At 71.9% G+C, this 24,902-nt stretch carries 25 protein-coding genes; 15 read left to right on the forward strand and 10 right to left on the reverse strand.

Going from position 1 to position 24,902, the window contains the following annotated elements:
- Positions 1-4 precede the first annotated feature (4 nt).
- From Bra3105_RS15230 to Bra3105_RS15265, 8 genes are read right to left on the reverse strand one after another with little or no spacing between them, the layout of a single operon-like run.
- Positions 5-565 carry a hypothetical protein gene (locus tag Bra3105_RS15230; protein ID WP_228357574.1) on the reverse strand — a complete coding sequence of 187 codons (561 nt, stop codon included), beginning with the start codon at positions 563-565 and terminating at the stop codon, positions 5-7.
- Positions 565-1,911, reverse strand: coding sequence for a DUF58 domain-containing protein (locus Bra3105_RS15235; RefSeq protein WP_228357575.1), 1,347 nt, complete (start codon positions 1,909-1,911; stop codon positions 565-567). Before Bra3105_RS15235 ends, Bra3105_RS15230 begins: the two co-directional genes overlap by 1 nt.
- A complete protein-coding gene (locus Bra3105_RS15240) occupies positions 1,908-2,939 on the reverse strand; it encodes an AAA family ATPase (protein ID WP_228357576.1) in 1,032 nt (343 codons plus the stop codon). Before Bra3105_RS15240 ends, Bra3105_RS15235 begins: the two co-directional genes overlap by 4 nt.
- Positions 2,936-3,448 (reverse strand): hypothetical protein, encoded by a 513-nt coding sequence (locus Bra3105_RS15245; protein ID WP_228357577.1) that lies wholly within the window; start codon positions 3,446-3,448, stop codon positions 2,936-2,938. Before Bra3105_RS15245 ends, Bra3105_RS15240 begins: the two co-directional genes overlap by 4 nt.
- A complete protein-coding gene (locus tag Bra3105_RS15250) occupies positions 3,445-4,161 on the reverse strand; it encodes a DUF4129 domain-containing protein (protein WP_200503684.1) in 717 nt (238 codons plus the stop codon). The genes Bra3105_RS15245 and Bra3105_RS15250 overlap by 4 nt, the downstream gene beginning before the upstream one ends.
- 5 nt (positions 4,162-4,166) lie before the next feature.
- Positions 4,167-5,441, reverse strand: coding sequence for a THUMP-like domain-containing protein (locus Bra3105_RS15255; protein WP_228357578.1), 1,275 nt, complete (start codon positions 5,439-5,441; stop codon positions 4,167-4,169).
- Positions 5,438-6,418, reverse strand: coding sequence for a quinone oxidoreductase family protein (locus tag Bra3105_RS15260; RefSeq protein ID WP_228357579.1), 981 nt, complete (start codon positions 6,416-6,418; stop codon positions 5,438-5,440). Before Bra3105_RS15260 ends, Bra3105_RS15255 begins: the two co-directional genes overlap by 4 nt.
- A 15-nt stretch (positions 6,419-6,433) precedes the next feature.
- Positions 6,434-6,748 carry a hypothetical protein gene (locus Bra3105_RS15265; protein WP_228357580.1) on the reverse strand — a complete coding sequence of 105 codons (315 nt, stop codon included), beginning with the start codon at positions 6,746-6,748 and terminating at the stop codon, positions 6,434-6,436.
- 247 nt (positions 6,749-6,995) lie between these two features.
- On the opposite strand from Bra3105_RS15265, the gene Bra3105_RS15270 reads away from it, so the two are divergent.
- The 12 genes from Bra3105_RS15270 (at position 6,996) to guaB (ending at position 20,913) form a co-directional block, all read left to right on the forward strand.
- On the forward strand, positions 6,996-7,982 hold the full coding sequence (locus Bra3105_RS15270) for an ABC transporter permease (protein ID WP_228357581.1): 987 nt from the start codon (positions 6,996-6,998) through the stop codon (positions 7,980-7,982).
- 7 nt (positions 7,983-7,989) lie between these two features.
- Positions 7,990-8,994, forward strand: a complete 1,005-nt coding sequence (locus Bra3105_RS15275; RefSeq protein ID WP_228357582.1) for an ABC transporter permease — start codon at positions 7,990-7,992, stop codon at positions 8,992-8,994.
- A gap of 14 nt (positions 8,995-9,008) precedes the next feature.
- Positions 9,009-10,775, forward strand: a complete 1,767-nt coding sequence (locus Bra3105_RS15280; protein WP_228357583.1) for an ABC transporter ATP-binding protein — start codon at positions 9,009-9,011, stop codon at positions 10,773-10,775.
- A 211-nt stretch (positions 10,776-10,986) separates the two neighbouring features.
- On the forward strand, positions 10,987-12,705 hold the full coding sequence (locus tag Bra3105_RS15285; protein ID WP_228357584.1) for an ABC transporter family substrate-binding protein: 1,719 nt from the start codon (positions 10,987-10,989) through the stop codon (positions 12,703-12,705).
- Positions 12,706-12,810: 105 nt separating this feature from the next.
- Complete coding sequence (locus Bra3105_RS15290; protein WP_228357585.1) at positions 12,811-13,494, forward strand: GAP family protein; 684 nt, start codon at positions 12,811-12,813, stop codon at positions 13,492-13,494.
- Positions 13,495-13,540: 46 nt separating this feature from the next.
- Complete coding sequence (locus Bra3105_RS15295) at positions 13,541-14,434, forward strand: metallophosphoesterase family protein (protein ID WP_228357586.1); 894 nt, start codon at positions 13,541-13,543, stop codon at positions 14,432-14,434.
- Positions 14,435-14,684: 250 nt separating this feature from the next.
- On the forward strand, positions 14,685-14,981 hold the full coding sequence (gene groES / locus Bra3105_RS15300; RefSeq protein WP_152351674.1) for a co-chaperone GroES: 297 nt from the start codon (positions 14,685-14,687) through the stop codon (positions 14,979-14,981).
- 3 nt (positions 14,982-14,984) lie between these two features.
- Positions 14,985-16,574, forward strand: a complete 1,590-nt coding sequence (gene groL / locus Bra3105_RS15305; RefSeq protein ID WP_228357587.1) for a chaperonin GroEL — start codon at positions 14,985-14,987, stop codon at positions 16,572-16,574.
- Between the two features lie 258 nt (positions 16,575-16,832).
- Positions 16,833-17,519, forward strand: a complete 687-nt coding sequence (locus Bra3105_RS15310) for a hypothetical protein (RefSeq protein WP_228357588.1) — start codon at positions 16,833-16,835, stop codon at positions 17,517-17,519.
- Entirely contained in the window at positions 17,519-18,517 is a 999-nt protein-coding gene (locus tag Bra3105_RS15315; protein WP_267061842.1) for a pseudouridine synthase, read from the forward strand. The genes Bra3105_RS15310 and Bra3105_RS15315 overlap by 1 nt, the downstream gene beginning before the upstream one ends.
- A complete protein-coding gene (locus Bra3105_RS15320; protein ID WP_267061843.1) occupies positions 18,514-19,311 on the forward strand; it encodes a hypothetical protein in 798 nt (265 codons plus the stop codon). Before Bra3105_RS15315 ends, Bra3105_RS15320 begins: the two co-directional genes overlap by 4 nt.
- Before the next feature lie 102 nt (positions 19,312-19,413).
- Complete coding sequence (gene guaB, locus Bra3105_RS15325) at positions 19,414-20,913, forward strand: IMP dehydrogenase (protein ID WP_228357589.1); 1,500 nt, start codon at positions 19,414-19,416, stop codon at positions 20,911-20,913.
- A 16-nt stretch (positions 20,914-20,929) separates the two neighbouring features.
- Here guaB and Bra3105_RS15330 read toward each other — a convergent pair whose 3' ends face one another.
- Positions 20,930-21,355: a VOC family protein gene (locus Bra3105_RS15330; protein WP_200503667.1), complete on the reverse strand. Its 426-nt coding sequence runs from the start codon at positions 21,353-21,355 to the stop codon at positions 20,930-20,932.
- 150 nt (positions 21,356-21,505) lie between these two features.
- On the opposite strand from Bra3105_RS15330, the gene Bra3105_RS15335 reads away from it, so the two are divergent.
- The 3 genes from Bra3105_RS15335 to Bra3105_RS15345 all read left to right on the forward strand — a co-directional run bounded on the left by Bra3105_RS15335 (position 21,506) and on the right by Bra3105_RS15345 (position 24,184).
- Positions 21,506-22,213 carry an exonuclease domain-containing protein gene (locus Bra3105_RS15335; RefSeq protein WP_200503666.1) on the forward strand — a complete coding sequence of 236 codons (708 nt, stop codon included), beginning with the start codon at positions 21,506-21,508 and terminating at the stop codon, positions 22,211-22,213.
- A 25-nt stretch (positions 22,214-22,238) separates the two neighbouring features.
- Complete coding sequence (locus Bra3105_RS15340; RefSeq protein ID WP_228357590.1) at positions 22,239-23,348, forward strand: GuaB3 family IMP dehydrogenase-related protein; 1,110 nt, start codon at positions 22,239-22,241, stop codon at positions 23,346-23,348.
- A gap of 182 nt (positions 23,349-23,530) precedes the next feature.
- Positions 23,531-24,184, forward strand: coding sequence for a biliverdin-producing heme oxygenase (locus Bra3105_RS15345; RefSeq protein WP_228357591.1), 654 nt, complete (start codon positions 23,531-23,533; stop codon positions 24,182-24,184).
- Positions 24,185-24,220: 36 nt separating this feature from the next.
- Here the strand turns inward: Bra3105_RS15345 and Bra3105_RS15350 are convergent, their stop codons facing one another.
- Entirely contained in the window at positions 24,221-24,865 is a 645-nt protein-coding gene (locus tag Bra3105_RS15350; RefSeq protein ID WP_228357592.1) for a hypothetical protein, read from the reverse strand.
- Positions 24,866-24,902 lie beyond the last annotated feature (37 nt).

Consider the following 24,902-nt stretch of genomic DNA (forward strand, 5'->3'; position numbering starts at 1 on the left):
CCGCTCAGCGGCCCCGGCGCGGGGATGTGCCGTGGGGCACGAGCAGCACGGCGACCAGGGCGATCAGCGCGAGGATCCCGAGCACCATCGTCCAGGCGGGGGTGCTCGCCCCGGCGAGGGGGAGGACGACGCCGAGGCCCGCGGCGAGGGCGAGGAGCACGGCCGCCGCGGCCCATCGCACGGTGGTGGTGAGGGCCCGACGGCCGATCGTCCCGTGGGCGGGGACCATGGCGGCGAGCGACCAGCACACGTGGGTGACCAGCACCAGCACGGCGACGCCGGCGAGCACCGGGACGTCGGCGGAGGCGCATGCCGCGACGATCGCACCGGCCAGGGCGAGGGTCCCGATCGAGGCGTCCGGCCGGAGGGTCTGGACCAGCCCGCCGACGAGCACCGCCGCCGAGGTGAGCGCCGGGAGCACCCCGTCCAGGGGGTGCCCGGCGCAGGCGAGGAGCTGGGCGGCGACGAGCGAGAGCGCGGCGAGCAGCCGCAGCGCCCACTGCGCGCGCGAGATGTGGCCGAGGTCGGCGAGGAGCTGAGCGATCGACTCGAGGGTGCTGCGCATCAGGCCCTCCTCATCCGCGGGGCGCTCGCGGCGCGGGAGAGCGAGAGCAGGACCGGGGCGAGGGACCCGGGGCCCTCCCACAGGGTGACGGGGACCCCCTGCTCGCGCAGCGCCCGCACGGTGGACTCCCGCAGCAGGCGCCGCAGCGCCCACGCCTCCGACCAGAAGCGCTGCGGATCGCGACCCGCTCCCGCGCCGGGCGGGGAGGAGAGGTCGCCGACGCTCGGGGGCAGGGTGTCCACCACGATGACGTCCGCGCCGCGGGCGCGCAGCTCGCCGATCTGGGCCACCACGCGATCGTCCAGCAGCGGCGAGCACACCACCACGAGCGTCGAGCCGCGCAGCGCGCCGACCTTCTGCACCCGCGTGACGGGCCCGGAGGTGCGGTGGGCGCGGGCGAGCGTGTCCACGATGATCCGCAGCTGCCGGGGCCCGGTGCCCGCGCGGAGGGTGCCGATCCTGCTGCCCAGGTCGTGCAGGCCCACGCGGTCGCCGATCCCCAGGTAGTGCCGGGAGACGGCCGCGATCGCGCGCACCGTGAGGTCCAGGCTGGTCTCCGCGGTGGCCTCGAGGCCCGGTGCGACCACGTCCTGGAGGGTGTCGGCGACCACGAGCACGTCGGTGTCGCGCTCGGCGAACGTCGCATTGGTGTGGAGGGTCCCGGTCCGGGAGGTGACGCGCCAGTTGATGCGGTGCAGGCGGTCCCCGCGCTGGAAGGGGCGCACGTCGGCGAGGGCCGTGCCCTGGCCGCGTCGGGCCGAGAGGTGCACCCCCGCCACGCCGATCGGGGCCGGCAGGTTCGGCGGCGCCTCGAGCAGCGAGGAGTCGGGCGTGACCCGCAGCATCACGGGGTCCAGCCGGGTCTGGGTGCGATAGGCGCCGAGGGGATCGGCGAGCGCGACGTGGATCGGGCCGATCTCGTACCGGCCCCAGCGGCGGGCGGTGACGGTGAGCGGGACGCTGCCGGCGTCGACCCGCGAGCCCAGGGGCGGGGTGAGGGCGGCGTGCGCGGGCAGCGGCACGGTGACGCCGAGCAGGGATCCGCTCGACCCGGACGTCGAGGCCTGCGAGGCGTCCGGTGCGTCCACGACGATCCGCACGGTCCCTCCCTCGGCGATCGAGCGCTCGGTGCTGCGCACGCGCACGGAGGCGAGGTCCGTGCCGTCGGCCCCGCCGCGCGCGAGGCGCCGCACGACCGCGAGCACCGCCCAGGCCAGCAGCGGGAGGCCCAGCACGAGCAGCTCGGGCCGGCCCGCCATCACGGCGAGCACCGCGGTCAGCACGCCCACCGCGACCGCGCGCAGCAGCGCGGGCGTGGGGGAGGAGGGCGGGGGAGAGGTGGTCATGCCCGCGGGGGCTCCTGCCGGCCGTGCTGGTCCTGCCGTCCGTCCTGCTCCTGGTGCGCGGCGGGGACGGGCGTCTCGGCGAGCACGGCGTCGACGATCGAGGCCGCGGTCACCGACTGCAGCCAGAGCTCGGGCCGCACGATCACGCGGTGGTCGAGGGCGGCGTGGGCGAGGTCCTTGACGTCCTCGGGGAGCACGAAGGCGCGGCCGCGGATGACCGCGAGGGCGCGGGCGCAGATGACGAGGGCGAGCGTGCCGCGGGGCGAGGAGCCGACGAGCGCGTGGGCGTGGCGTCGGGTCGCGCCCACGAGCGCGACGGCGTAGCGGCCGACGTCGTCGCTCACGTGCACGGACTCGACGGCGGCCTGCACGCCGAGCAGCTGCTCGGCGTCGATGACGCGCGGGACGCTCTGGTCCTCGGTGCGGCGCTCGAGGCGGCGGGCGAGCACGTCCCACTCCTCGTCGGCGCTCGGGTAGCCGAAGGACAGCCGCAGCAGGAAGCGGTCCAGCTGGGCCTCGGGCAGCGGGTAGGTGCCCTCGTGCTCGACGGGGTTCGCGGTGGCGAGCACGTGGAAGGGGCGGGGCAGCGGCCGGGTCGTGCCCTCGACGGTCACCTGCCTCTCCTGCATGGCCTCGAGCAGGGCGGACTGGGTCTTGGGCGGGGTGCGGTTGATCTCGTCGGCCAGCAGCAGGCCCGTGAACACCGGGCCGGGCCGGAACACGAAATCGCCCGTGCGCTGGTCGAACACCTCGGCGCCCGTGAGATCCGCCGGCAGCAGGTCCGGGGTGAACTGGGCGCGTGTGAACGGCAGGCCGAGGGCCTGGGCGAGGGAGCGGGCGGCGAGGGTCTTGCCGAGGCCCGGCAGGTCCTCGAGCAGCACGTGGCCGCCGGCGAGGACTCCGGCGAGCACGGACTCGAGCACCTCGCGCTTGCCGACGACGGCGGTCTCGACCGCGTCGAGCACGCGTGCGGCGATCGCGGAGGCCTCGCGAGGGTCCACGGGGAGTGTCTGATCGGCCTGTGTCAACGGTCCTCCTGGGGTGAGAGTGCGCGCAGCCAGCGCTGCAGGGCGGGGCGGGTGACGGCCGGGACGGAGCCGGCGTCGGGGTCCTCGCAGGCCCGCAGGAACGCCCGCAGGTCCTCGGGCAGCGGCGGCGCCTGCCCGCTGCGATCAGCGTGATCGCGGTGGTCGCGCTCGGCGGCGGCCAGTGCGAGCATCCGGCCGAGCGAGCGCCCGGTCATGCGCCGACGCGGCCCGGCGCCGTGCATCATCTCCTCGAGCCGGCGCACGGTGACGTCGGCCCCGTAGGGGCTGACGACCTCCGGCTCGTCGTCCAGCAGAGGCGTCTCGAGGGCATCGGCGCCCGCGAGCTCGGGGGTGAGCAGCCAGGAGACGAGCGCGATCACGAGGGCCACGGCGAGCGGGAGCCACGGGTGCAGGTAGTGCCCGAAGATCCCGAGCACGCCCATGAGCACGGTGGTCGCGCACACGGCGAGGGCGAGGCGCACCAGCAGGGAGCGCAGGACGCGGCTCATCGGGCGGTCACCTCCTGCAGCCGGTCCGCGAGGCGCTCGAGCGCGCGGCGCGCGCTGGACCGGGTGCCCTCGTCGAACGCCTCGGCGTCGGCCGCGCGGTCGTCGAAGAGGGCGCGTCCGTAGAGGCCGGCGAGGATCCGCAGGTCCGAGTCCGGGAGGTCGATGTCCCGCAGCACGGTGACCACGTACTCGGTGGTGGTCTGTTCGGGCCGACGGACGATCCCGGCCTCGGCGATCCCGCGTTCGAGGGCGAGCCAGGCGTCGATGATCGCGTCGCGCGGGGTGGCCGCGTACTCGAGGGACTCCCGGGCGCGGGCCAGGGCGCGGTGGGCGTCGTCGATCTCGAGGAGCTCGGCCTGCGCGTCGCCGTCCTCCGCCTCGGGCCGACGGGCGCCGCGCAGTATCCGGGCCCGTCGCAGCACCCAGATCACGAGCACGAGCACGGCGATGCCGGCGAGGATCGCGAGCACGAGGAGGACGGTGGCGGCGACATGCCCGCCGCCGGCGGCAGGGGGCACCGGCGGTGTCTGCGAGGCCTGCGTGGGCGGGGGCGGGGTCTCGGCCTCGCGGTCCACGTCGATGTCGAAGAACCAGCCCCTGCCCTCGAGCACCGGTCCCAGCACCCGGCCCGCCCCGAGCACGACGCACACGAGCGCCACGAGGGCGATCAGGGAGGTCGCGGCCGCGGCGCTGCGGGGCGGGAGTGGGTGCATGCGGATCAGTCCCCCGGCGGCCGGGGATGCGGGGAGGCGACGATGACGTGCTGCTCGCCGCCGATCCGGGTGAGGACAAGCGTGGCCCGCTCCTCGCCGAAGCGGCGCGGGCGCAGCTTCCTGCGCAGCTCGTCGGGCTCGACGGCGGTGCCGCGCTTCTTGATCTCGAGGATCCCCAGATGGTGCTCGCGCAGGTACGAGGTGAGGCGCTTGAGGGAGAAGGGCATCACGTCGCGCACGCTGTACCCGGAGGCGAAGGGCGTCGAGATCCGCTGGTCGCTCGTGAGGTAGGCGATCGTGGGGTCGAGCGTGCGGGCGTCGAGGTCGCGGGCGATCTCTCCCAGCAGGCCCGCGCGGATGACGGCGCCGTCGGGCTCGTAGAGGTGCGCGCCCAGCTCTCCGGTGTGCGGATCGGCCCCCGGGGTGCCGCGGGGCGCGAGGCGGTGCGCGCCGGCGCGGTCGATGACGAGCGCGCTGCGCTGCGTCCCCGCGGACGCGAGCGGGCCGAACCAGCAGGTCGCCTCGAGGACCTGGCCGTGCCAGGACAGCCACTGGGTCTCGGTGCCCGCGGGCAGGGCGTCGTGGTCGATGCCCGGGCCGAGCTTCGCCCCGAGCGCGCCGTCCGCGTCGGCCCCGCCCGGGCCGGACCCGGCCTGCCCGAGGCGACGCGCGAGGTCCACCACGGTCGAGAGCGGCGGCGAGTACTCCTCGGGGTCGCGCAGGCGCACGCTCCCGGCGGCGCGGCCCGCCGCCGGCCTGCGACGGGCGGGGTCCAGCCAGATGCCCTCGGTGCGGGCCGGGTCGTGGTCCTGCGCCCGGCCGAGCTCGGCGCGGGCGCCGTCGAAGGGCATGAGGTTCACGGTGGCCACGGCGACCGTGGTCGGGTCGCGATCGACGGCGAGCACCTCGAGGTCCAGGGCCGCGGCGGCCATCGCGTCCCCGCCGATCCCGCAGCCGAGGTCCGCGAGCGAGGAGATCCCGGCGTCGCGGAAGCGCCGGGCGTGCAGCGCGGCGATGGGCAGGCGCGTGGCCTGCTCGAGGCCGTCGGCCGTGAAGAGCATGCGATCCGCGAACTCGCCGAACTTGTCGCGGCCCTTCGCGCGCAGCTTCGCCTGGGTGAGCACCGCGGCGACGAGCTCCGGGGCGTGCCCGGCCTCGCGCAGGCGCGCGCCGAGCGGGAGCGCCTCGCGCTCGTCGTAGGGCGGAAGGGACTGCAGGAGCTTCCAGCCGGCGGGGTCGAGGACCTGCTCGAGCCCCTGGGTCGCGGGGCTCTGGGTCACGCGGTCTCCCGCAGGTCCAGGACGATCTTGCCTCGGGTGTGGCCGTCCTCGAGCATGCGGTGCCCCTCGGCGATCTGCGCGGGGGACAGCACGGTGCTGACCTCGACGTCCAGGGCGCCGTCCGCGACGGCGGCGGCGAGCGCGGCCAGGCGCTGCGGGCTCGGGGCCATCTTCGTGACGCGGGCGTCGATGCCGCGCTCGCGGGCCGGGGCGACGTCCGCGAGGCTCGGCAGGGCGACGATCCTGCCGCCGGGCGCGAGATGGTCGAGGCTCGGCACGAAGGTGTCGAAGTAGTGCGCGTCGATGATGCGGTCGACGCCGCGGCCGTCCGTGGCCGCGTCGATCGCGCTCTCCCAGTCCTCGCTGTCATAGGCGATGGGCCGGGCGCCGAGGTCGCGCAGGCGCTGCGCGTTCGCGGAGCGGCCCGTCGCCCAGACCGTCGTGGCGCCGGCGCGCAGGGCGAGCGGGACGAGCATCTGGCCGACGCCGCCGCTGCCGCCGTGGACCAGCAGGGTCATGCCCGGGGTGAGCTCGGCGTCGTCCTCGAGGGCGGTGAGCGCGGTCGAGCCCGCGAGCGCGAGACCGGCGAAGACGGGCAGCTGCTCCTCGGGGACGCCGACTGGGACGGGAGCGAGATCGACGGCGGGGATCGCGACCTGCTCGGCGTAGGTGCCGCGCATGTCGCCGAGGTCGCGGACGCCGAACACCCGGGTCCCGACCGGCATGCCCAGGGCATCCAGGTCCACGCCCTCGCCGGCGCCGATCACCTCGCCCACCATCTCGCGGCCCAGCACGGCGGGCAGGGCGAGCGCGGAGGCACGGCCCGAGGAGCCGTCGCGCAGCTTGTAGTCGAGGGGATTGAGGCCGGCGAAGGCGACGCGGACGAGGACCTCGCCGGGGGCGGGCTGCGGGGCGGGTGCGTCCTCGAGGCGGAGCGCATCGGGAGGGCCGAACGCGGGAAGGGTGATCTGGCGCATGGGATCCATTGTGGATCAGCGGGCCCCGTCGTTGCGGCGAAGAATCGACTCGGTCGCGGATTTCCGTGCTTCGCGGGCTTCCCGCACGATGTGGCGTTCGCGCATCAGGCTGCGGATGCGCGTCCCCAGCAGCATGATCCCCGCACCGAAGGCGAGACCCAGGGAGAGTGCGGCGATCCACGGGCTGAAGAAGTACCCGGCGACCGGGACGAGCGCGAGGGCGAGGAGGCCGACGGGCCAGGCCCCGATGCCTCTGTGTCCCAGCAGGTCGGAGAGGACGATCGCGGCGACGATGCCGGCCACGAGCACGAGGACGTGGACAGCTGTCATGCCAGGAGCATAACGATTCGGGTACGTCGGCCGCGTACTGTGCACGGGATCACCGATCCACGCCACTATGGTGGGGCCGTGCGCCGCTGAGGCGCTGAGAAGCGGTCGCCCGGGAGGGGTCGGTGACCCGCACGGCACAGGTGCCGTGTCCGTTCTCGAGCACGGAGTCCGTGCTGCGCGGCGGCAGGCCCTACGGGCAGTGAAAGGAATTGCTGGCAGATGACGACGCACGTCCCGAGGAGCATCCGTGGTTAGGTTCATCTCGATACGGGTGCTCACGTACGTGATCCTCGTGTTCCTGGCGACGAGCTTCGCCTACCTGCTGGCGGCGTCGCTCATGCATCCCGAAGAGGTGCTGTACCCGCCGATTGCCACGAAACCGGTCCCCGAGGGGACGGCGCAGGCCTATCTGAACGCGCGCAACATCAATCCGGACGTGCCGGTGTTCCAGCGATACGCGAACTGGCTTGGCGGCCTCGTGCGCGGTGACCTGGGCGTCACCACGGGCACGAACAAGGAACTGAGTCCTGTGCTCGAGGTCCTCAAGCAGAGGATCCCGATCAGCCTTCGCCTCGTGGTGATCGGCACCGTGATCGGCACCGTCCTGGGCGTCGCCGTCGGGATGCTCACTGCAGTCCGTCGCCACTCGCTCGGCGACCGCGGCGCGACGCTGCTGTCCTTCGTGATCGTCTCCCTCCCGACGCCGGTCGTCATCCTGGTGGTCCAGCAGATCAACCAGGCGATCCAGAACCGGACGGGATTCGGGCTGCCGGCGATCAATCCGGTCAACCCGCTGCTGCACGGCTGGGACGCGTTCCTCTACGAATCCAAGGCGATCGTGATGCCCACGATCGTGCTGGCGATCTTCGCCGCCGCGAGCTATTCGCGGTACATGAAGGTGACCACGCTCGACGTGCTGGGCAGCGACTACCTGCGCACGGCCCGCGCCAAGGGCCTGACCCGCGGCAGGGCGATGAACCGCCACGGACTGCGGATGGCACTGATCCCCATGGGCCAGTACTTCGCCTTCGCGGTGGGCAGCGCCTTCACCGGCTCGCTCTTCGTGGAGCTGATGTTCAACTGGCAGGGCGTGGGGCGCTATGCGGTCTCCGCCGTCGGCATCGCGGACATCAACGGCACGGCCGGCGTCGTGCTCTACACCGGCATTCTGACTCTGCTCTCCGCGACGTTCGCGGACTTCCTGCAGGGCATTCTCGACCCGAGGATCAGGTGATCGCACGATGACGAATCCTTCGGACATGCGCGGCACGGACGACGCCGCCGCTCTGCAGGTCGAGACCGACCATCGGGCGAACTCGGTGCTCGAGGGGATGCCGCCCAGCGAGGCCGAGCCGCCCGAGGGCGATGCGCGGTCGCTCGAGTCCATCGGCCGTGGCGAACTCCTGCGCCGACGATTCCTGCGCAACCCCGGTGCCCTGATCGGCATGGTGGTGGTGCTCCTGCTGATCCTCGGTGCGATCTTCGCCCCGATGGCCTACCAGTACGAGCCTTTCGAGCGGGACCTCCGCAATGCGCTCACGGGCCCTTCCCAGTACCACTGGTTCGGTGTCGACGAGAACGGCTACGACATCTTCGCGCGCACGATGGTGGGCCTGCGGATCTCGCTCGTCATCGGCGCGGGCACCGCGCTCCTGACCACGGTGCTCGCCCTGATCGTGGGCACGGTCGCCGGGTATGTGAGCTACAAGGGCCGCTGGGGCGCCTTCGTCGACGGCGCGCTGGTGAACCTCATCAACCTGTTCCTGGTGATCCCGTCACTGCTGCTGCTGATGCTGTTCAGCCCGGTGCTCCAGCAGGCGAGCTGGCTCTGGCTGATCCCGCTGCTCGCGGTCTTCTCGTGGATGCTGACCGCCCGTGTGCTGCGGGCGATGACCCAGCAGCTGGTGCGCACCGAGTACGTCGAGGCCTCGCGCTTCATGGGCGTGAGCCCGGTGACGACCATCGTGCGGCACATCATCCCGAACATCGCCAGTTGGATCATCATCGACACCACGCTGGGCGTGAGCGCCGCGATCCTCGGAGAGACGGGCCTGTCGTTCATCGGCTTCGGGATCCAGTACCCCAACGTCTCCCTGGGCACGGTGCTGCAGGCCTACAACATCGCCGCCCCCTGGACCTGGATCCCGCCGGCCATGGTGCTGGCGGCCCTCGTCATCTCCGTCAATCTGATGGGCGAAGCCCTGCGCGACGCCCTCGACCCGACCAGCGGCTCCAGCCGGGTCTGAGAGGAACAGCAGGCATGAGCGATCCCATCCTGACCGTCACGGACCTCAGCGTCGGCTTCGAGACCGAGGCGGGCCATGTCCAGGCCGTCCAGAACCTCAGCTACCAGGTCCGTCCCGGCGAGGCCCTGGCCATCGTCGGGGAGTCCGGTTCCGGCAAGTCCGTGAGCTCGCTGGCCGTCATGGGCCTGCTGCCCGGCTCCGCCCAGATCACCGGCGACATCGAGCTGATGGGCAAGAAGATCTTCACGATGAACGATCGGGAGCTCTCCCCGCTTCGCGGCGACACCATCTCGATGGTCTTCCAGGACCCGCTCTCGGCGCTGACACCCGTCTTCACCGTGGGCGACCAGATCTCCGAGGTGGTGCGCATCCACCACCCGGACGTCAGCAAGCAGAAGGCGGCCGATCGCGCGATCGAGCTGTTGGAGGCCGTGGGCATCCCGGAGCCCCGGCGCCGTGCACAGCAGTATCCGCACGAGTTCTCCGGCGGCATGCGCCAGAGGGTCATGATCGCGATGGCGATCGCCAATGAGCCCGAGCTGATCATCGCCGACGAGCCGACCACCGCCCTGGACGTCACCATCCAGGCCCAGGTGATGGAGCTGCTGAAGTCCGCGCAGGAGATGCTGGGCGCGGCCACCATCCTCATCACCCATGACATGGGCGTGGTCGCGGGCTTCGCCGATCGCGTGCTCGTGATGAAGGACGCGCAGATGGTCGAGACCGGCGACGTCGAGCAGATCTTCTACGAGCCCCGCGAGCAGTACACGCGGAACCTCCTCTCAGCCGTCCCGCGGATCGATCAGGGCGCCGAGGGCGGCAGCGTCGCTGGGGCGGCGATGCGCAAGGTCGCAGAGGTCGCCACATCGGAGGACTCCCGTCCGCGCGAGGCCCGGCCCGCCGTGCTCGAAGTCGACGACCTCCACCGCATCTACCCGATCACCAAGGGTGCCGTGGTGCGCCGCAAGGTGGGCGAGCAGCGCGCGGTCGACGGCATCTCCTTCGACATCCGCGAGGGCGAGTGCATGGCCCTGGTGGGGGAGTCGGGCTGCGGCAAGACCACCACGCTGATGGAGATCATGCAGCTGCGCACCCCGCAGCAGGGCGAGATCCGCATCGACGGACGGCCCACGGGTTCGCTCAGCAGAAAGGAGCGGGCGAAGCTGCGCTCCGAGGTCACCCTGGTCTTCCAGGATCCGATGGCCTCGTTGGACCCCCGCATGCCCATCGGCGACATCCTCAAGGAGCCGATGCGGGTCCAGGGGTACAGCGCGAAGAAGATGAACGAACGTGTGGACTGGCTGCTCAAGACGGTCGAACTGAAGCCCGAGCATGCATCGCGCTATCCCACGGAGTTCTCCGGCGGTCAGCGCCAGCGCGTGGGCGTCGCTCGCGCCCTCGCCTGCGATCCGAAGCTCATCATCCTCGACGAGCCGACGTCGGCCCTGGACGTGACCGTGCAGGCGGGCGTGCTCGCCCTGCTCGCAGACCTCAAGACCCGCCTGGGCGTGTCCTACCTCTTCGTCTCTCACGATCTCTCGGTGGTCCGCCACATCTCCGACCGCATCTCCGTGATGCGCAAGGGGCAGATCGTCGAGTCCGGGCCGACGGAGCGCGTCTTCGACGATCCGCAGCACGAGTACACCAAGGAGCTGCTGGCAGCCGTGCCGATCCCGGATCCCCGGATCGCTCGCACGCGCGGCCGGAACGTGATCGACGCACAGGCGTTCCATGGGGAGGGCCACGGTGGCGTCGGGACCGGGAGCCTGTCCACCTCGTGAGGTCCGTCCGCGCCTGGGTGGCGCCCTGCGTGTAGAACGTTGCGAATGGATAACACCCTGTTCAGATGCACGACGTTGTGACCTACCGTTCGTATGCTGGTCACACCTTGTGCACCACGTCACGTCGGCCATCGGAGGTCGGAGCGGACGCCGAGGGGGATTTGACGAGCCGCCCCGAAAGGATCGGGGTGCGCGCATGAAGGAGAGACATATGCGATTCACGCGGCGTTCCATGCTCGGCGCAACTGCGCTGTCCGTGACCGGTGTGGCCCTCGTGGGCTGCAGCCAGGACAACGGCCAGGGCGGCGGGTCCGGTGGTAGCGGTGATGGCGAGGCCATCGCGGCGGACTCCAATGACATGAACCCGAAGGATCGCAGCGAGCTGGGCGAGGGCGGCGCGCTGCGTCTGTCCAACAACGCGTTCCCCGCGAACTGGAACTCCTTCCACGTCGACGGAGCGGAGGCGAACACCTCGGAGATGATGGCGCTCGTGTACCCCTCCCTCATCAAGGCCGATGCCAAGGGCGAGGTCTCCGCCAATCCGCAGTACACCAAGCGCATCGAGCTCACTTCTGAGGACCCGCAGGTCGTCGAGGTGGAGCTGAACCCCGACATGAAGTGGTCGGACGGCACCCCGATCGACTTCAAGTCGATCGAGAACGTGATCACGATCCAGAGCGGCAAGGACGAGGACTACCAGGTCGCGTCGACCGAGGGGTACACGCTCATCGACAAGGTCGAGCAGGGAGACAGCGAGCTGATCGCCAAGATCACCTTCAAGGAGAAGTACGCGGACTGGATGGGGCTGATCTCCGTCATGCCGGACTCCCTCGCGGAATCCGCGAAGGCGTACAACGAGGGATGGCTCAAGGAGCCGAAGGTCACCGCCGGTCCCTTCAAGGTGGGCAAGATCGACGCGGCGAACAAGACGGTCCTCCTGGAGCCGGATGACAACTGGTGGGGAGACAAGCCGCTTCTCGACCAGGTCCTCTTCACGACCATCGAAGACCCCTCCGCCTCGGCGACCTCCTTCCAGAACGGTCAGCTGGACGCGCTCAACACCACGGTCCCTGCCCAGTACTCCGTCGTGAAGCCGATGATCGGCAACGGTGCGACCCTGCGAAAGTCCGCCGGACCGGACTGGAGCCACCTGACTCTGAACGGATCGAAGGGCCGCCCGCTCGCGGACCAGAAGGTGCGCCAGGCCTTCTTCCGGGCTATCGATCGCGAGGAGGTCTTCCTCTCGGTGAATTCCACGATGCCGTACCCGAAGAACCCCGAGCAGCTCAATAACCGCCTCCTGATGACCAACCAGGAGGGCTACAAGGACAACTCGGGCGACTTCGGCAAGTACGATCCCGATGCGGCCAAGAAGCTCCTCGAGGAGGCGGGATACAAGCTCGAGGGCGACAAGGCGATGAAGGACGGCAAGCAGCTCGAGCTGACCTACGTCTACAACGACGGTTCGAAGACCAACGAGGCCGTCGTGCCCGTGGTCCAGGAGCAGCTCAAGACCGTCGGCATCAACATGAAGGTGCAGAAGGTTCCGCCGACAGACCTCTTCTCGAAGTACATCGGCGCCCAGGAATTCGACATCACCCTGTTCGGCTGGATCGGCAACCCGTTCCTCTCCAGCGGCGACTCCATCTGGAAGACCAAGGGCGGACAGAACTTCGGCAAGATCGGAAACGACGCGACCGACAAGCTCATCGATCAGGCTGCCGTCGAGACCGACCACGCCAAGCGCCTCGACCTGATCAACCAGGTCGATGCGGGGCTGTGGGAGCTGGCCGGCACTCTCCCGCTCTGGCAGTCGTACGACTTCTACGTCCAGGACGACGACCTGGCGAACTTCGGCGCCAAGGGCTTCGCCGACATTGACTGGACCCTCGTCGGTTATGTGAAGGACTCCGACAAGCTCAAGGGCTGATCGCCCTCCCCGCGCAGGGCCGTCCCGCATCCGTGCGGGGCGGCCCTGCGTCGTGCGCGGCGCCGAGGCATGCGAAGGTGTCCACGACAGGGGGAGGGGGAGGGCATGCACGCGCTGATCGCGGCGGCCGTGAGCCTCGTGGGCCTCGGGCTCGTCTTCGGCTTCAGCCCGTCGACCGCGGGGATCACGCTGCACCTCCTCACCACCTCATCCCGTGCCGCGCGCTCGATCACCTGGATGTGCGCGGGCCTCGCCCTCGGCGCGACGATCTATCTGCTGCTCTTCCGGGTGGTCGACCCCGAGACGCTCACGGCGCTCGCGAAGACCGACGCCCAGCGCCTGCTCGTGCGGCGCGGCGTCGATCTGGTCGCCGGTGTGCTGCTGCTCCTCGCCGCTCTCGTCCTCGCGCGCAGCGCGAGGCGCCGTCGGCCGAGGACTCATCGACCCCCGCGCCGCGAGACCCCGGCCCGGCTGGTCGCGATCGGCACGGGCGAGGCCATGTCCAGCCTCAGCGGGATGGCGACCATGTACATCACCGGCCGCGTCATCACCGCCGCGACCCCCGTGATCGCCCTGCAGGTCCTCGAGTACGCCGTGTTCCTCGCCGCCCTGACCGGCCCCTACCTGCTCGCCGCCCGTGCCTGGCAGGCTTTCCCCCGTCTCGCCCGACGGATCACCCGCCTCAGCGACCGTCTCGCGCGCGCCGATCCGCGCCCGTGGATCGCTGCCGGCCTCGCCGTCGCGGGGCTCGTGTTCCTCGCGCTCGGCCTGCTCGGGCACCACGGCTGAGCCGGGACGGGTCCGCGCCGTCGGCCTCCCCTCGTAAGGTGGCGCCATGCGCATCCTGCAGCTGACGGACACCCACCTCTACGGAGACCCGGCCTCCCGCCACTACGACCGCATCGACACCGCCGCCGCCCTGCGCGCCCTCCTCGCGCGCGTGCGCGGGATGGAGGGAGTCGACGTCGTGGTCCACACGGGCGACGCCTCGGACGACGGCAGCGTCGCGAGCTACCGCCTGCTGCACGAGATCCTCGACCCCTTCGCCGCGTCGCTCGACGCGCCGCTCGTGGTCACGATGGGAAACCACGACGTCCCCTCCGCCTACGCCGAGGTCGCGGGCCCCGGTGACCACGGCGGACCCTGGCAGGACAGGGTCCACGCGCTGCCCCGCGGAGGGCGCGCGATCGTCCTGGACTCGAGCGTCCCGGGCGCCGGATACGGGCACCTCGACCCCGAGCAGCTCGAATGGCTGCGCGAGGTTCTCGCCGCGCCGGCCGCCGAGGGAGCGGCCGACGGGGGAGAGGCGGCCGGGCCGACGGTCCTCGCGATCCACCACCCGCCGCTCGTCGGCGCGACGCCCCTGCTGCGGGGCCTGGACCTCGACGGCCTCGACGCGCTCGCCGACGTCCTCGCGGGCAGCGACGTGCGCGCGATCCTGTCCGGGCACTACCACCATCCGATGACGGGCAGCATCGCCGGCATCCCGGTGCTCGTCGGCCCCGGGATCACCAACGTGGTGGACCCGCTCGCCCCCGGCGGCGTCGAACGGGCCGGCGCGCGCTCGGGCGCGCAGCTCGTGGAGATCGACGTCCCCGGCGCCCCCGGGGTCCGCGCCACGAGCGCCGAGTGGGCCAGCGGCGGCGACACCCTCGAGGACCCCGAGCGCCCCGTCTACGAGTTCGGGCCCGAGGTCGTCGCGCAGATCCTCGACGCCGCGGGGCGCTGAGCCCGCTCCGTGCCGGCCCGCCTGCCGGGCACCGCCGTCGGCCCAGGGCGAACAGCCGTCCCGAGGGTTAGCACTCGTGTTGCGCGAGTGCCAGAGCGGGTTCTAGAGTGGGCGCGTTGGCAGTCATCGGCCGAGAGTGCCAGATGGCCGCCGCGACCGGGCTCCCCCGGGTCGGCACCGCGACGACGACCAGGACCGGGAACCCGTCCAGAACTCACGTCGAGTCTTAGAACACGAAGGAGTGAGCCGCATGTCGGTCTCCATCAAGCCCCTCGAGGATCGCGTCGTCGTCCAGCCCACCGAGGCGGAGCAGACCACCGCGTCCGGTCTGGTCATCCCCGACACCGCCCAGGAGAAGCCCCAGGAGGGCACCGTCGTCGCCGTCGGCGAGGGCCGTTTCGACGACAAGGGCCAGCGCATCCCGCTGGACGTCAAGGTCGGCGACAAGGTCGTCTACTCGAAGTACGGCGGCACCGAGCTGAAGTACTCCGGCGAGGAGTACCTGATCCTGGGCTCCCGCGACATCCTCGCGATCGTCGAGGCCTGATCCATGGCCAAGGAGATCATCTACGACGAGGAAGCACGCCGCGCCCTCGAGCGCGGGGTCGACAAGCTCGCCGACACCGTCAAGGTGACGCTCGGCCCCAAGGGCCGCAACGTCGTCCTCGACAAGAAGTGGGGCGCGCCCACCATCACGAACGATGGCGTGACCATCGCCCGTGAGGTCGAGCTCGAGGATCCCTACGAGAACCTCGGCGCGCAGCTCGCGAAGGAGGTGTCCACCAAGACGAACGACGTCGCCGGTGACGGCACCACCACCGCGACCGTGCTCGCCCAGGCGCTCGTGCACGAGGGCCTGCGCAACGTCGCCTCCGGCGCCGCTCCCTCCGCGCTCAAGCGCGGCATGGAGTCCGCGGTCGAGACCGTCTCGGCCAGGCTCGGCGAGGTCGCCATCGAGATCGAGGGCAAGGACCAGATCGCCGACGTCGCCGCCATCTCGAGCCAGGACCGCGAGATCGGCGAGCTGCTCGCCGAGGCCTTCGACAAGGTCGGCAAGGACGGCGTCATCACCGTGGAGGAGTCCTCCACCACGGCGATGGAGCTGGACTTCACCGAGGGCATGCAGTTCGACAAGGGCTACATCTCCCCGCACTTCGTGACCGACGCGGACCGCCAGGAGGTCGTCCTCGAGGACGCCTACGTCCTGCTCAACCAGGGGAAGATCTCGGCCGTGGCCGACATCCTCCCGCTGCTCGAGAAGGTCGTCGAGTCCGGCAAGCCGCTGTTCATCATCTCGGAGGACGTCGACGGCGAGGCGCTGTCCACGCTCGTCGTGAACAAGCTGCGCGGCGCCTTCAAGGGCGCGGCCGTGAAGGCCCCGGCCTTCGGCGACCGCCGCAAGGCCATGCTCCAGGACATCGCGGTGCTCACCGGCGCCCAGGTCGTCACCCCCGATCTCGGCCTGGACCTCAAGTCCGTGGGCACCGAGGTCCTGGGCCACGCCGGCCGTGTCGTCGTCACCAAGGACACCACCACCATCGTGGGCGGCGCCGGTGACGACCAGGCGGTCGCGGACCGGGTCGCGCAGATCCGCTCCGAGATCGAGGCCACCGACTCCGACTGGGACCGCGAGAAGCTCCAGGAGCGCCTCGCCAAGCTCGCCGGCGGCGTGTCCGTCATCAAGGTGGGCGCCCACACGGAGGTCGAGCTCAAGGAGAAGAAGATGCGCATCGAGGACGCGGTCTCCGCGACTCGTGCGGCCATCGAGGAGGGCATCGTGGCGGGCGGCGGCAGCGCGCTCGTGCAGGCGTCCTCCGTCCTCTCCGAGGAGCAGGGCCTGTCGGGCGACGAGGCCGTCGGCGCGCGCGCCGTCGCCAAGGCGCTCGTCGAGCCGCTGCGCTGGATCGCCGAGAACGCGGGCCTCGAGGGCTACGTCGTCGTCGAGAAGGTCAAGGAGTCCGAGGTCGGCCACGGCCTCGACGCCGCGACCGGCGAGTACGTCGACCTCGTGAAGGCCGGCATCATCGACCCGGTGAAGGTCACCCGCAGCGCCCTGCGCAACGCGGCCTCCATCGCCGCGCTGGTGCTGACCACCGAGACCCTCGTGGTCGAGAAGAAGGACGAGGACGAGGACGACTGAGTCCCCTTCCGCCCCTCGAGCGCGGCGCCCCGTCGGAACCTTTCCGGCGGGGCGCCGCGCTGTCCGGGGCCGGGCGATCATCGGTCCGCGAGCGCCCGTTCCGCGCGGTGCGCGACGCGATGCGGAGTGCTCCCAGGGACGGGGGAGCGGGACCCTAGAATCAGTACCCGTCGGCGAGTCGGCAGAGCATCCCAGCACGCCGCCGCCACCCACGCAGCATGCACGCCGCAGGCACGGAGCAGGGACGAAGGGAGCGCCGTGGACCCCATCAGCTCGGATGCCCCCGAGGCGATGCCCGAGCGCGTCTACGGGCCCGCCGCGAGCGGCGTCGTCGGCACCCTCATCACCGCCGCGCTCTGCGCGGGCGTGCTCGAGTTCCTGGTGCTCACGAGCTTCCTGGGCCAGCACCTCTGGCACGACGCGCGCCTCGGCCACGACGCCGTCTTCACCCTCCCCCTGCTGATCTGGATCATCGTGCTGGTGGTGACGATCGCGTGGGCCCTGCGCACCCTCACCATCTGGCTGCAGGTCGACGAGCACGGCTTCCGCCTGCGCGGCCTGTGCCGCCGCACCCGCACCGCGGACTGGGAGGAGGTGGGCAGCGTGGTCGCGATCCGCGACATCCGGCGCCCCGGCCGGGCCGCCGAGCTGCTCGACTCCGGATCCATGTTCGACGCGCTCGAGCTGCTGCGGCCCGACGGCACGCGCCTTGCCGTCGTCTCCGGCCGCGTGTTCGGCCCCCGCGCCCAGCTCGAGACGCTGCGGCGCGCCCGCGGGGCCGGGGTCCCCATCGAGCAGATCGAGTCCATCGGCGTCGAGGAGCTGCGCCGCACCCATCGCGACTGGATCTCGCTCGCCGAGGCCCACCCGAACCTTCTGCTCGCGCTGCTGGTGCTCTTCTACATCGCCCACAATGCGGTGACCTTCGCGATCTGGGGCCTGTGATGGGCCGCGCCGCCCGGCGCCGGGCGCGTCGCGCAGCACCGCCCCTGTCCCAGCGGCACGGCCTGGACCCCGTGCGCTGGAAGGTCGGGCCGACGGACGCTGCGGACACTGCGGACACTGCGGATGCTGCGGATGCGCCGCGCGCCCTCGACGCCCTGGCGGCCCGCTTCCCCGCGCTGCTCGATCCGGAGGCCACGTCCCTCGCCTCCCGCTTCGAGGCGGGCGAGGTGGTGGGGGCCGACGGCCGTGCCTGGTCGGCGTCCGATCCCGTCGCGCCCGGCGACGAGCTCTGGTTCCACCGCGAGCTGCGGGACGAGGACGTCGCCGGCCCGGACCCGCGGATCCTGCTGCACGACGCGCACCTGCTGGTCGTCGACAAGCCGCACGACATGGCGACCATGCCGCGCGGGGCCCACGTGCTCGCGAGCGCACTGGTCCGTCTGCGCCGCACTACGGGCATCGAGACCCTCGCGCCGCTGCACCGCCTGGACCGACGCACCGCCGGCGTGCTCGCCTTCGGCACCGTCCCGGCCGAGCGCGCCGCCTACCAGGGGCTCTTCGCTCGCGGCGCGGTGCGCAAGACGTACCTCGCGCGGGTCGAGGCGAGCGGGGTCGTGCAGATCCCGCAGCGCGCGGGGGAGCGGTTCACGATGCACGACCGGCTCGAGAAGACCCACGGGCAGCTGCAGACGCGCGTCGTCCCCGGAGAGCCGAACGCTTTCACCGAGGGAGAGGTGCTGCAGGCGGCCGACGCCGACGTGAGCGCCGCCGGGGCGGGCGGCGCGAGCATCGTGCTGCGACTGCACCCCTGCACCGGCCGCACCCATCAGCTGCGCGCCCAGCTCGCTCATCGGGGCACACCGATCGCGGGCGACGACCTCTACCCGCGCACCGTCCCTGCGACAGCGCCCCTCGCGCTGCTCTCCCAGGAGCTCGCCTTCACCGATCCCGTCACGGGCCGGGACCGCGCGTTCCGCAGCATGCAGGAGCTTCCATGAGCGCGGCCCCCGACCCCGCCGCATCCGGCCCGGCCGCATCCGGCCCCGCCGCCGAGCCCCGGCCCCGCCGCACGCGCCGCGGCCGGCTCGTCGTCGGCCCGACCCTGGGTGCCCGGTACCTGCCCGGCGCGCTCATCGGGCTGCCGCTGCTCGCCCTGCTGCTGGGCGCGTTCCCCGCCGCGGGCATCCAGGCGTGGAGGTTCGGGCGTTTGCGGGCGGGGGAGGACGACCTGCTGGTGCGCCTGCTCGCGCCGGGCATCGTGCAGTACCTCGTGGGTGCGCTCGCGGTGTGGGCGCTCGTCGCGGTGTGGGCGCTGGTGCCGCTGATCATCGTGCACCGCGCCGTCCTCCTCGACCCCGCGAGCGGGACGCTGCGCCGAATCCGCGGGCTGCGCACGGCAGAGGTGCGGGCGAGCACGGACGTGGTGCGCATCGAGGCCGACGCGGTGCGCGGCGGGATCGGCGTGATCGCCTTCGCCGACGGCGAGGAGTGGGTGGTGCCCGAGTCCGGCTGGGACGCGGCCTCTTTCGACGGCTTCCGCGCCCTTCAGGCGCACGCGGGGCTGCCCGTGCAGCCGCCCCGCGCGGTGCTCGTGACCGCTCACCGCCGCGCGCACCGCATCGCGCTGGACCAGGAGTCCGCCGCCCGGATCGGCATGCCCTGGGAGCAGGCCTACGAGGACGACCCGTCAGCCTTCCTCGCCGAGTTCGACCGCCGCCGGCGGGTCCTCGGCGGCAAGGAGCCCGCGCGGCCCGGGGATCTCACGGGAGAGGAGCTGCGGCACCAGGACTGATCCGCCGTCGGCCCGACCGGTCCCCTGCGGGCTCCGGGGCGTGGCCCGTCCCACGTCCCAGCGCCCTGCCGGTGCCCCCGGAACCCCGAGTAGCATCGGTGCATGACGAGTGCGGACCCCTTCGGTTTTGTCGGCCTGACCTATGACGACGTCCTGCTGCTGCCGGGCGAGACGGATGTGATCCCCTCCGAGGTGGACACCTCGAGCCGTCTCACCCGCGAGATCACCCTGCGCGTGCCGCTCGCGAGCGCGGCCATGGACACCGTCACGGAGTCGCGGATGGCGATCGCGATGGCCCGCCACGGCGGCATCGGCATCCTCCACCGCAACCTCTCCATCGAGGACCAGGCCCACCAGGTCGACCTCGTCAAGCGCACCCAGACCGGCCGCATCTCCAACCCGGTCACCATCGGCCCCGACGCGACGCTCGAGCAGTTCGACGAGATCTGCGGCCAGTACCGCGTCTCCGGCCTCCCCGTGGTCGACGCCGACGAGCGCCTGCTGGGCATCTGCACCAACCGCGATCTGCGCTTCATCCCCGTCGCCGACTGGGCGAGCACCCGGGTGCGCGACGTGATGACCACCGAGCTGTTCACCGCTCCCAGCGACGTCTCCCAGGAGGAGGCGACCGCGCGGCTGCGCCGCAACAAGCGCGAGCGCCTCCCGCTCGTCGACGCCGACGGCCGCCTGACCGGCCTCATCACCGTCAAGGACTTCGTGAAGTCCGAGCAGTTCCCCGACGCCTCGAAGGACGCCCAGGGCCGCCTGCTGGTCGGTGCGGGCGTCGGCTTCTTCGGCGACTCCCTGGAGCGCGCGGGCGCGCTGACCGAGGCGGGGGTCGACGTGCTCGTCGTCGACACCGCGAACGGCCACGCGCGCCTCGCCCTCGAGATGATCCGTCGCATCAAGAGCGACAAGGCCTTCGCCGGCGTGCAGGTCATCGGCGGCAACGTCGCCACCCGCCCGGGCGCGCAGGCGCTCGTCGACGCGGGGGCCGACGCGGTCAAGGTCGGCGTCGGGCCCGGCTCCATCTGCACCACGCGCGTGGTCGCGGGCGTCGGCGTCCCGCAGGTGACCGCCATCCACGAGGCCTCCAAGGCCACGAAGCCCGCGGGCGTCCCGCTGATCGGCGACGGCGGCCTCCAGTACTCGGGCGACATCGCCAAGGCGCTCGTCGCGGGCGCGGACACCGTCATGCTGGGCTCGCTGCTCGCGGGCACCGAGGAGTCCCCGGGCGAGATCGTGCTGGTGGGCGGGAAGCAGTTCAAGTCCTACCGCGGTATGGGGTCGCTCGGCGCGATGGCCTCGCGCGGCAAGAAGTCCTTCTCGAAGGACCGCTACTTCCAGGCCGACGTCGAGAGCGACGACAAGATCGTCCCCGAGGGCATCGAGGGGCGCGTCTCCTACCGCGGCAAGCTCGGCACCGTGCTGCACCAGCTCGCGGGCGGCCTGCACCAGTCCATGTTCTACGTGGGCGCGAACACCGTGGGCGAGCTCAAGGAGAACGGCCAGTTCGTGCGCATCACCCCGGCGGGACTCAAGGAGTCCCACCCCCACGACATGGCCGCGATCATGGAGGCGCCGAACTACTCGGCGCACTGAGCGCTCGCCGCGAGCGCTACTCCGCCCGGGCGGCGGGGTCGGTGTCGCCGCTGTGCTCGTAGCCGATCAGCCAGAGCACGCCGAAACGATCCCGGACCTGCCCGTCGGACGCTCCCCAGGGGCGACGCTGCAGGTCCTCGACGACCTCCCCGTCGGCCGCGAGATGGGCGAACCACGTGCGCAGGGTCGTGGGGTCCGCGGCGCCCAGCAGGGCGAGCATGAGGCCCTCGAGCCGCAGCGGGGCGTCGCCCACGGAGTCCGAGGCGTACAGCGTGACCGGGCCGCGCAGCTGCGCGTGGGCGACGGCGTCGCCCGGCAGGTCCTCGCGGCCCATCTCGGCGGCCGTGTGCGCGCTGAGCTCGCCGCCGAAGACCCCCTGGTAGAACTCCAGGGCCTCGCGGGCGGTGCCGGGGAAGTGCAGGTACGGCGCAGGAGCGTTCATGCGCACCGACCCTACGCCCCGAGGCCGTCCTCCCACACCGGTCCTCCCCACGCCGGTCCTCCCCACACGCGCGTCCTCCCCACACCCCCGTCGTCCACAGTGCCCACGGCGCGGTCTCGGACGTCGGGGACCGCGCATAGGGTTGACGCCATGAGCACCTCCTGGACGCAGGCCCCGCTGCTGGGCTTCGACACCGAGACCACCGGGACCGACGTCGCGCAGGACCGCATTGTCACCGCGGCCCTCGTCCATTCCGCCGGTCCGGGGCGCGAGAACGAGACGATCGCGACCTGGCTGATCGACCCGGGCGTCGAGATCCCCGAGCCCGCCCGGAAGGTGCACGGCATCTCCACCGAGCACGCCCGCGAGCACGGCATGCAGCCCGCGCCCGCGCTCGACGAGGTCGCGAGCATGCTGGCCGAGGCGCTCGCGAAGGACGTCCCGCTCGTCGCCTTCAACGGCAGCTTCGACCTCCAGATCCTCGAGAACGAGCTGCGCCGTCTGGGGCTGCCCACCCTGGCTGAGCGCCTCGGGCACGACGTCGCCCCGATGCTCGACCCGCTGGTCATCGACCGCGGCGTGGACCGCTTCCGCAAGGGCAAGCGCACCCTGAGCGCCCTCATGGAGCACTACGGCGTGGTCACCGACGGGAGGCTGCACACCGCCGACGTCGACGTCTCCGGCACGCTCGACGTGCTGCGCGCCCAGGTCTCCGCCTTCCCGCAGCTGGAGGGGACGAGTCTCGCCGAGCTGCACCAGCAGCAGATCGCCTGGCACCTGGACTGGGCGAAGAACTTCAACGAGTTCCTGCAGAAGAAGGGCAAGACGCCCGACGTGCCGCTGAGCTGGCCGCTGTGAGGAGCCCCGGTAGACTGTCATGGTGATGAGCGAGATCGAGATCGGCCGGAACAAGCGGGGACGCCGCGGATACAGCTTCGACGACGTCGCGGTGGTGCCCTCCCGGCGCACCCGGGACCCCGAGGACGTCTCCACCGCCTGGCAGGTGGACGCCTACCACTTCGACATCCCGATCTTCTCGGCCCCCATGGACTCGGTCGTCTCTCCAGAGGTCGCGATCGCCCTGGGACGCGCCGGGGGTCTGGGCGTGCTCGACCTCGAGGGCCTGTGGACCCGCTACGAGGACCCGACGCCCCAGCTGGACCGCATCACCTCGGCGACCGAGGATGAGGTCGTCGGCGTGCTCCGCGAGGCGTACGAGGAGCCGATCAAACCCGAGCTGATCACCGAGCGCATCCGCCAGCTGCGCGAGGCCGGGGTGACCGCCGCTGGCTCCCTCTCGCCGCAGCGCACGCAGGAGCACTGGCGCACCGTCGTCGACGCGGGCGTGGACCTGTTCTTCATCCGTGGCACGACCGTCTCGGCGGAGCACGTCTCCTCGGGGCGGGAGCCGCTGAACCTCAAGCGATTCATCTACGAGCTCGACGTCCCCGTGATCGTGGGCGGCTGCGCGACCTACACCGCGGCCCTGCACCTCATGCGCACGGGCGCCGCGGGCGTGCTGGTCGGCTTCGGCGGCGGCGCCTCCCACACCACCCGCGAGACCCTGGGCATCCAGGTCCCGCTCGCGACCGCCGTGGCCGACGTGGCCGCCGCGCGACGCGACTACATGGACGAGTCCGGCGGCCGCTACGTGCACGTCATCGCCGACGGCGGTCTGGGCCGCAGCGGCGACCTCGTCAAGGCGATCGCCTGCGGGGCCGACGGCCTGATGGTCGGCGCGGCCCTCGCGCGCGCCGAGGAGGCTCCCGGCCGCGGCTACCACTGGGGGAGCGAGGCCCATCACCCGACGCTGCCGCGCGGTCACCGCGTGGAGGTCAGCACCGTCGCCCCGCTGGACCAGATCCTCTTCGGCCCCGGCCTGAGCGCCGAGGGCATGACGAACCTCGTGGGCGCTCTGCGCCACGCGATGGCGACCACCGGCTACACGGAGCTCAAGGAGTTCCAGCGCATCGAGGTCGTCACGACCCGCTGATCGCGATCCCGCGGTGCCGAGCGTCGACGCGTGCAGCGTGCCCGGTCGTGGAGCCGGTGTGCCCCGTACGCCGTCGAACCTGTCCACTGGGTAAGGGTGCCCTTGCGTCGTCTCGTCGCTCGTGGTCCACTTGTCCTGACGCCCCGTCAGAACGAAGTGGCCCTACTCCCGGGAGACGCACGATGACAGCTCTGGACACCCCCGCCGCACCCTTCGCCCAGCGCCTGCGCGAGGCCACGCGCACGGAGCACTCGGACGCCGAGAGCAAGGGCTTCATCACCGCGCTCATGGGCGGTGAGCTGGGGGAGCTCGACTACTGGCGCCTGCTGGGCCAGTACCTGCCGCTCTATGCCGCGCTCGAGGATGCGATCGAGGCGGCCGCCGCACGCTCCGCGCTCGCCGCGTCGTTCCACGACCCGCGGCTCGCCCGCGCCGAGGCGATCCGCGGGGATCTCGCCGCGCGCTTCGGCACCGCCGATCCCGTGGTCGACGGCGTCTCCCTCACCGCGCCGCTGCCCGCGACACTCGCATACGCGGAGCGCATCCGCACCGCCTCGGTGCCGGCGCTGCTCGCGCACCACTACCTGCGCTACCTCGGCGACCTCTCGGGCGGGCAGGCCATCGGCGCGCTCGTCGCGCGGCACTACGCCGTGCCGCGCGAGCAGCTGACCATGTGGGACTTCTCGGAGATCGACGCGCCCAAGCGCGTCAAGGACGCCTACCGCGCGCGCCTGGACGACATCACGGATCCCGCCGTGCAGGAGGAGTTCCTCGCCGAGGCGCGCGCGGGCTACGGGCTCGCCGGCGCCCTGTTCGCGGCGCTCGACGCGCGCTGAGCCCCGTCGGCCGACGGAACGGCCCCGTCGGTCGGATCAGTACTGCGGGTAGCCCTGGAACTGCTGGTGCTGCTGCATGTGCTCGCGGATCTGCCGGGAGGAGCGCACGCGCGCGACGATGCCCCAGATGAGCAGGATCAGCGCGATGATGCCGAGCAGGATCGGGATGCCGAAGCCGACGCCCAACCCCACGAGGACGCCCGTCAGACCGACGTCGGCCACGGCCACGTCGCTCGCGCCGTCGCACGTGATCGTGATGGTCTCGGCGCTCTGGGACGTGAAGAGCCCGACCGACGTATAGGACGTGCCGTCGACCGTGGCCTCCATCCCCTCGGAGCTCGACTGCTCCTCGAGGGAAGACCCGCCCGGGCTGGAGACGCTGCAGCGCGCGTCCGAGGCCTCCTCCGTCGGGACGAACACGTAGTACATCGACACCCCGCCGGAGCTCTCCATGCTCGCGCTCGAGGAGCCCAATGACGTCGCCTCGACGTTCGAGACCATCGCGACCGCCACGATGCCCAGCGCGATGATCGGCATCACGACCAGCCCGATGAGGTTCGCGACGATGCCGAGCGCGCCGAAGATGATGCGCTTCAGCCCGCGCTTCTTCGGGGGCGCCTGGTAGGCGGGCTCGGAGGGGTACGAACTCGAGGGGCCGTAGGCAGGGGGCGGGACGGTCATGGTGACCCTTTCAGGAGGTGAGGAGGGGAGGGAGGGA

Origin of the sequence: Brachybacterium halotolerans subsp. kimchii (assembly GCF_020792675.1) — a bacterium.
Lineage (GTDB): Bacteria > Actinomycetota > Actinomycetes > Actinomycetales > Dermabacteraceae > Brachybacterium > Brachybacterium halotolerans.

Coding starts and splice junctions, on each gene's coding strand:
- Bra3105_RS15260 (WP_228357579.1), bottom strand. CDS start 6,418: ATGCGCCAGATCACCCTTCCCGCGTTCGGCCCTCCCGATGCGCTCCGC.
- groL (WP_228357587.1), top strand. CDS start 14,985: ATGGCCAAGGAGATCATCTACGACGAGGAAGCACGCCGCGCCCTCGAG.
- Bra3105_RS15280 (WP_228357583.1), top strand. CDS start 9,009: ATGAGCGATCCCATCCTGACCGTCACGGACCTCAGCGTCGGCTTCGAG.
- Bra3105_RS15235 (WP_228357575.1), bottom strand. CDS start 1,911: ATGACCACCTCTCCCCCGCCCTCCTCCCCCACGCCCGCGCTGCTGCGC.
- Bra3105_RS15245 (WP_228357577.1), bottom strand. CDS start 3,448: ATGAGCCGCGTCCTGCGCTCCCTGCTGGTGCGCCTCGCCCTCGCCGTG.
- Bra3105_RS15285 (WP_228357584.1), top strand. CDS start 10,987: ATGCGATTCACGCGGCGTTCCATGCTCGGCGCAACTGCGCTGTCCGTG.
- Bra3105_RS15295 (WP_228357586.1), top strand. CDS start 13,541: ATGCGCATCCTGCAGCTGACGGACACCCACCTCTACGGAGACCCGGCC.
- Bra3105_RS15345 (WP_228357591.1), top strand. CDS start 23,531: ATGACAGCTCTGGACACCCCCGCCGCACCCTTCGCCCAGCGCCTGCGC.
- Bra3105_RS15320 (WP_267061843.1), top strand. CDS start 18,514: ATGAGCGCGGCCCCCGACCCCGCCGCATCCGGCCCGGCCGCATCCGGC.
- Bra3105_RS15315 (WP_267061842.1), top strand. CDS start 17,519: ATGGGCCGCGCCGCCCGGCGCCGGGCGCGTCGCGCAGCACCGCCCCTG.
- Bra3105_RS15340 (WP_228357590.1), top strand. CDS start 22,239: ATGAGCGAGATCGAGATCGGCCGGAACAAGCGGGGACGCCGCGGATAC.
- Bra3105_RS15250 (WP_200503684.1), bottom strand. CDS start 4,161: ATGCACCCACTCCCGCCCCGCAGCGCCGCGGCCGCGACCTCCCTGATC.
- guaB (WP_228357589.1), top strand. CDS start 19,414: ATGACGAGTGCGGACCCCTTCGGTTTTGTCGGCCTGACCTATGACGAC.
- Bra3105_RS15330 (WP_200503667.1), bottom strand. CDS start 21,355: ATGAACGCTCCTGCGCCGTACCTGCACTTCCCCGGCACCGCCCGCGAG.
- Bra3105_RS15265 (WP_228357580.1), bottom strand. CDS start 6,748: ATGACAGCTGTCCACGTCCTCGTGCTCGTGGCCGGCATCGTCGCCGCG.
- Bra3105_RS15350 (WP_228357592.1), bottom strand. CDS start 24,865: ATGACCGTCCCGCCCCCTGCCTACGGCCCCTCGAGTTCGTACCCCTCC.
- Bra3105_RS15335 (WP_200503666.1), top strand. CDS start 21,506: ATGAGCACCTCCTGGACGCAGGCCCCGCTGCTGGGCTTCGACACCGAG.
- Bra3105_RS15230 (WP_228357574.1), bottom strand. CDS start 565: ATGCGCAGCACCCTCGAGTCGATCGCTCAGCTCCTCGCCGACCTCGGC.
- Bra3105_RS15290 (WP_228357585.1), top strand. CDS start 12,811: ATGCACGCGCTGATCGCGGCGGCCGTGAGCCTCGTGGGCCTCGGGCTC.
- Bra3105_RS15275 (WP_228357582.1), top strand. CDS start 7,990: ATGACGAATCCTTCGGACATGCGCGGCACGGACGACGCCGCCGCTCTG.
- groES (WP_152351674.1), top strand. CDS start 14,685: ATGTCGGTCTCCATCAAGCCCCTCGAGGATCGCGTCGTCGTCCAGCCC.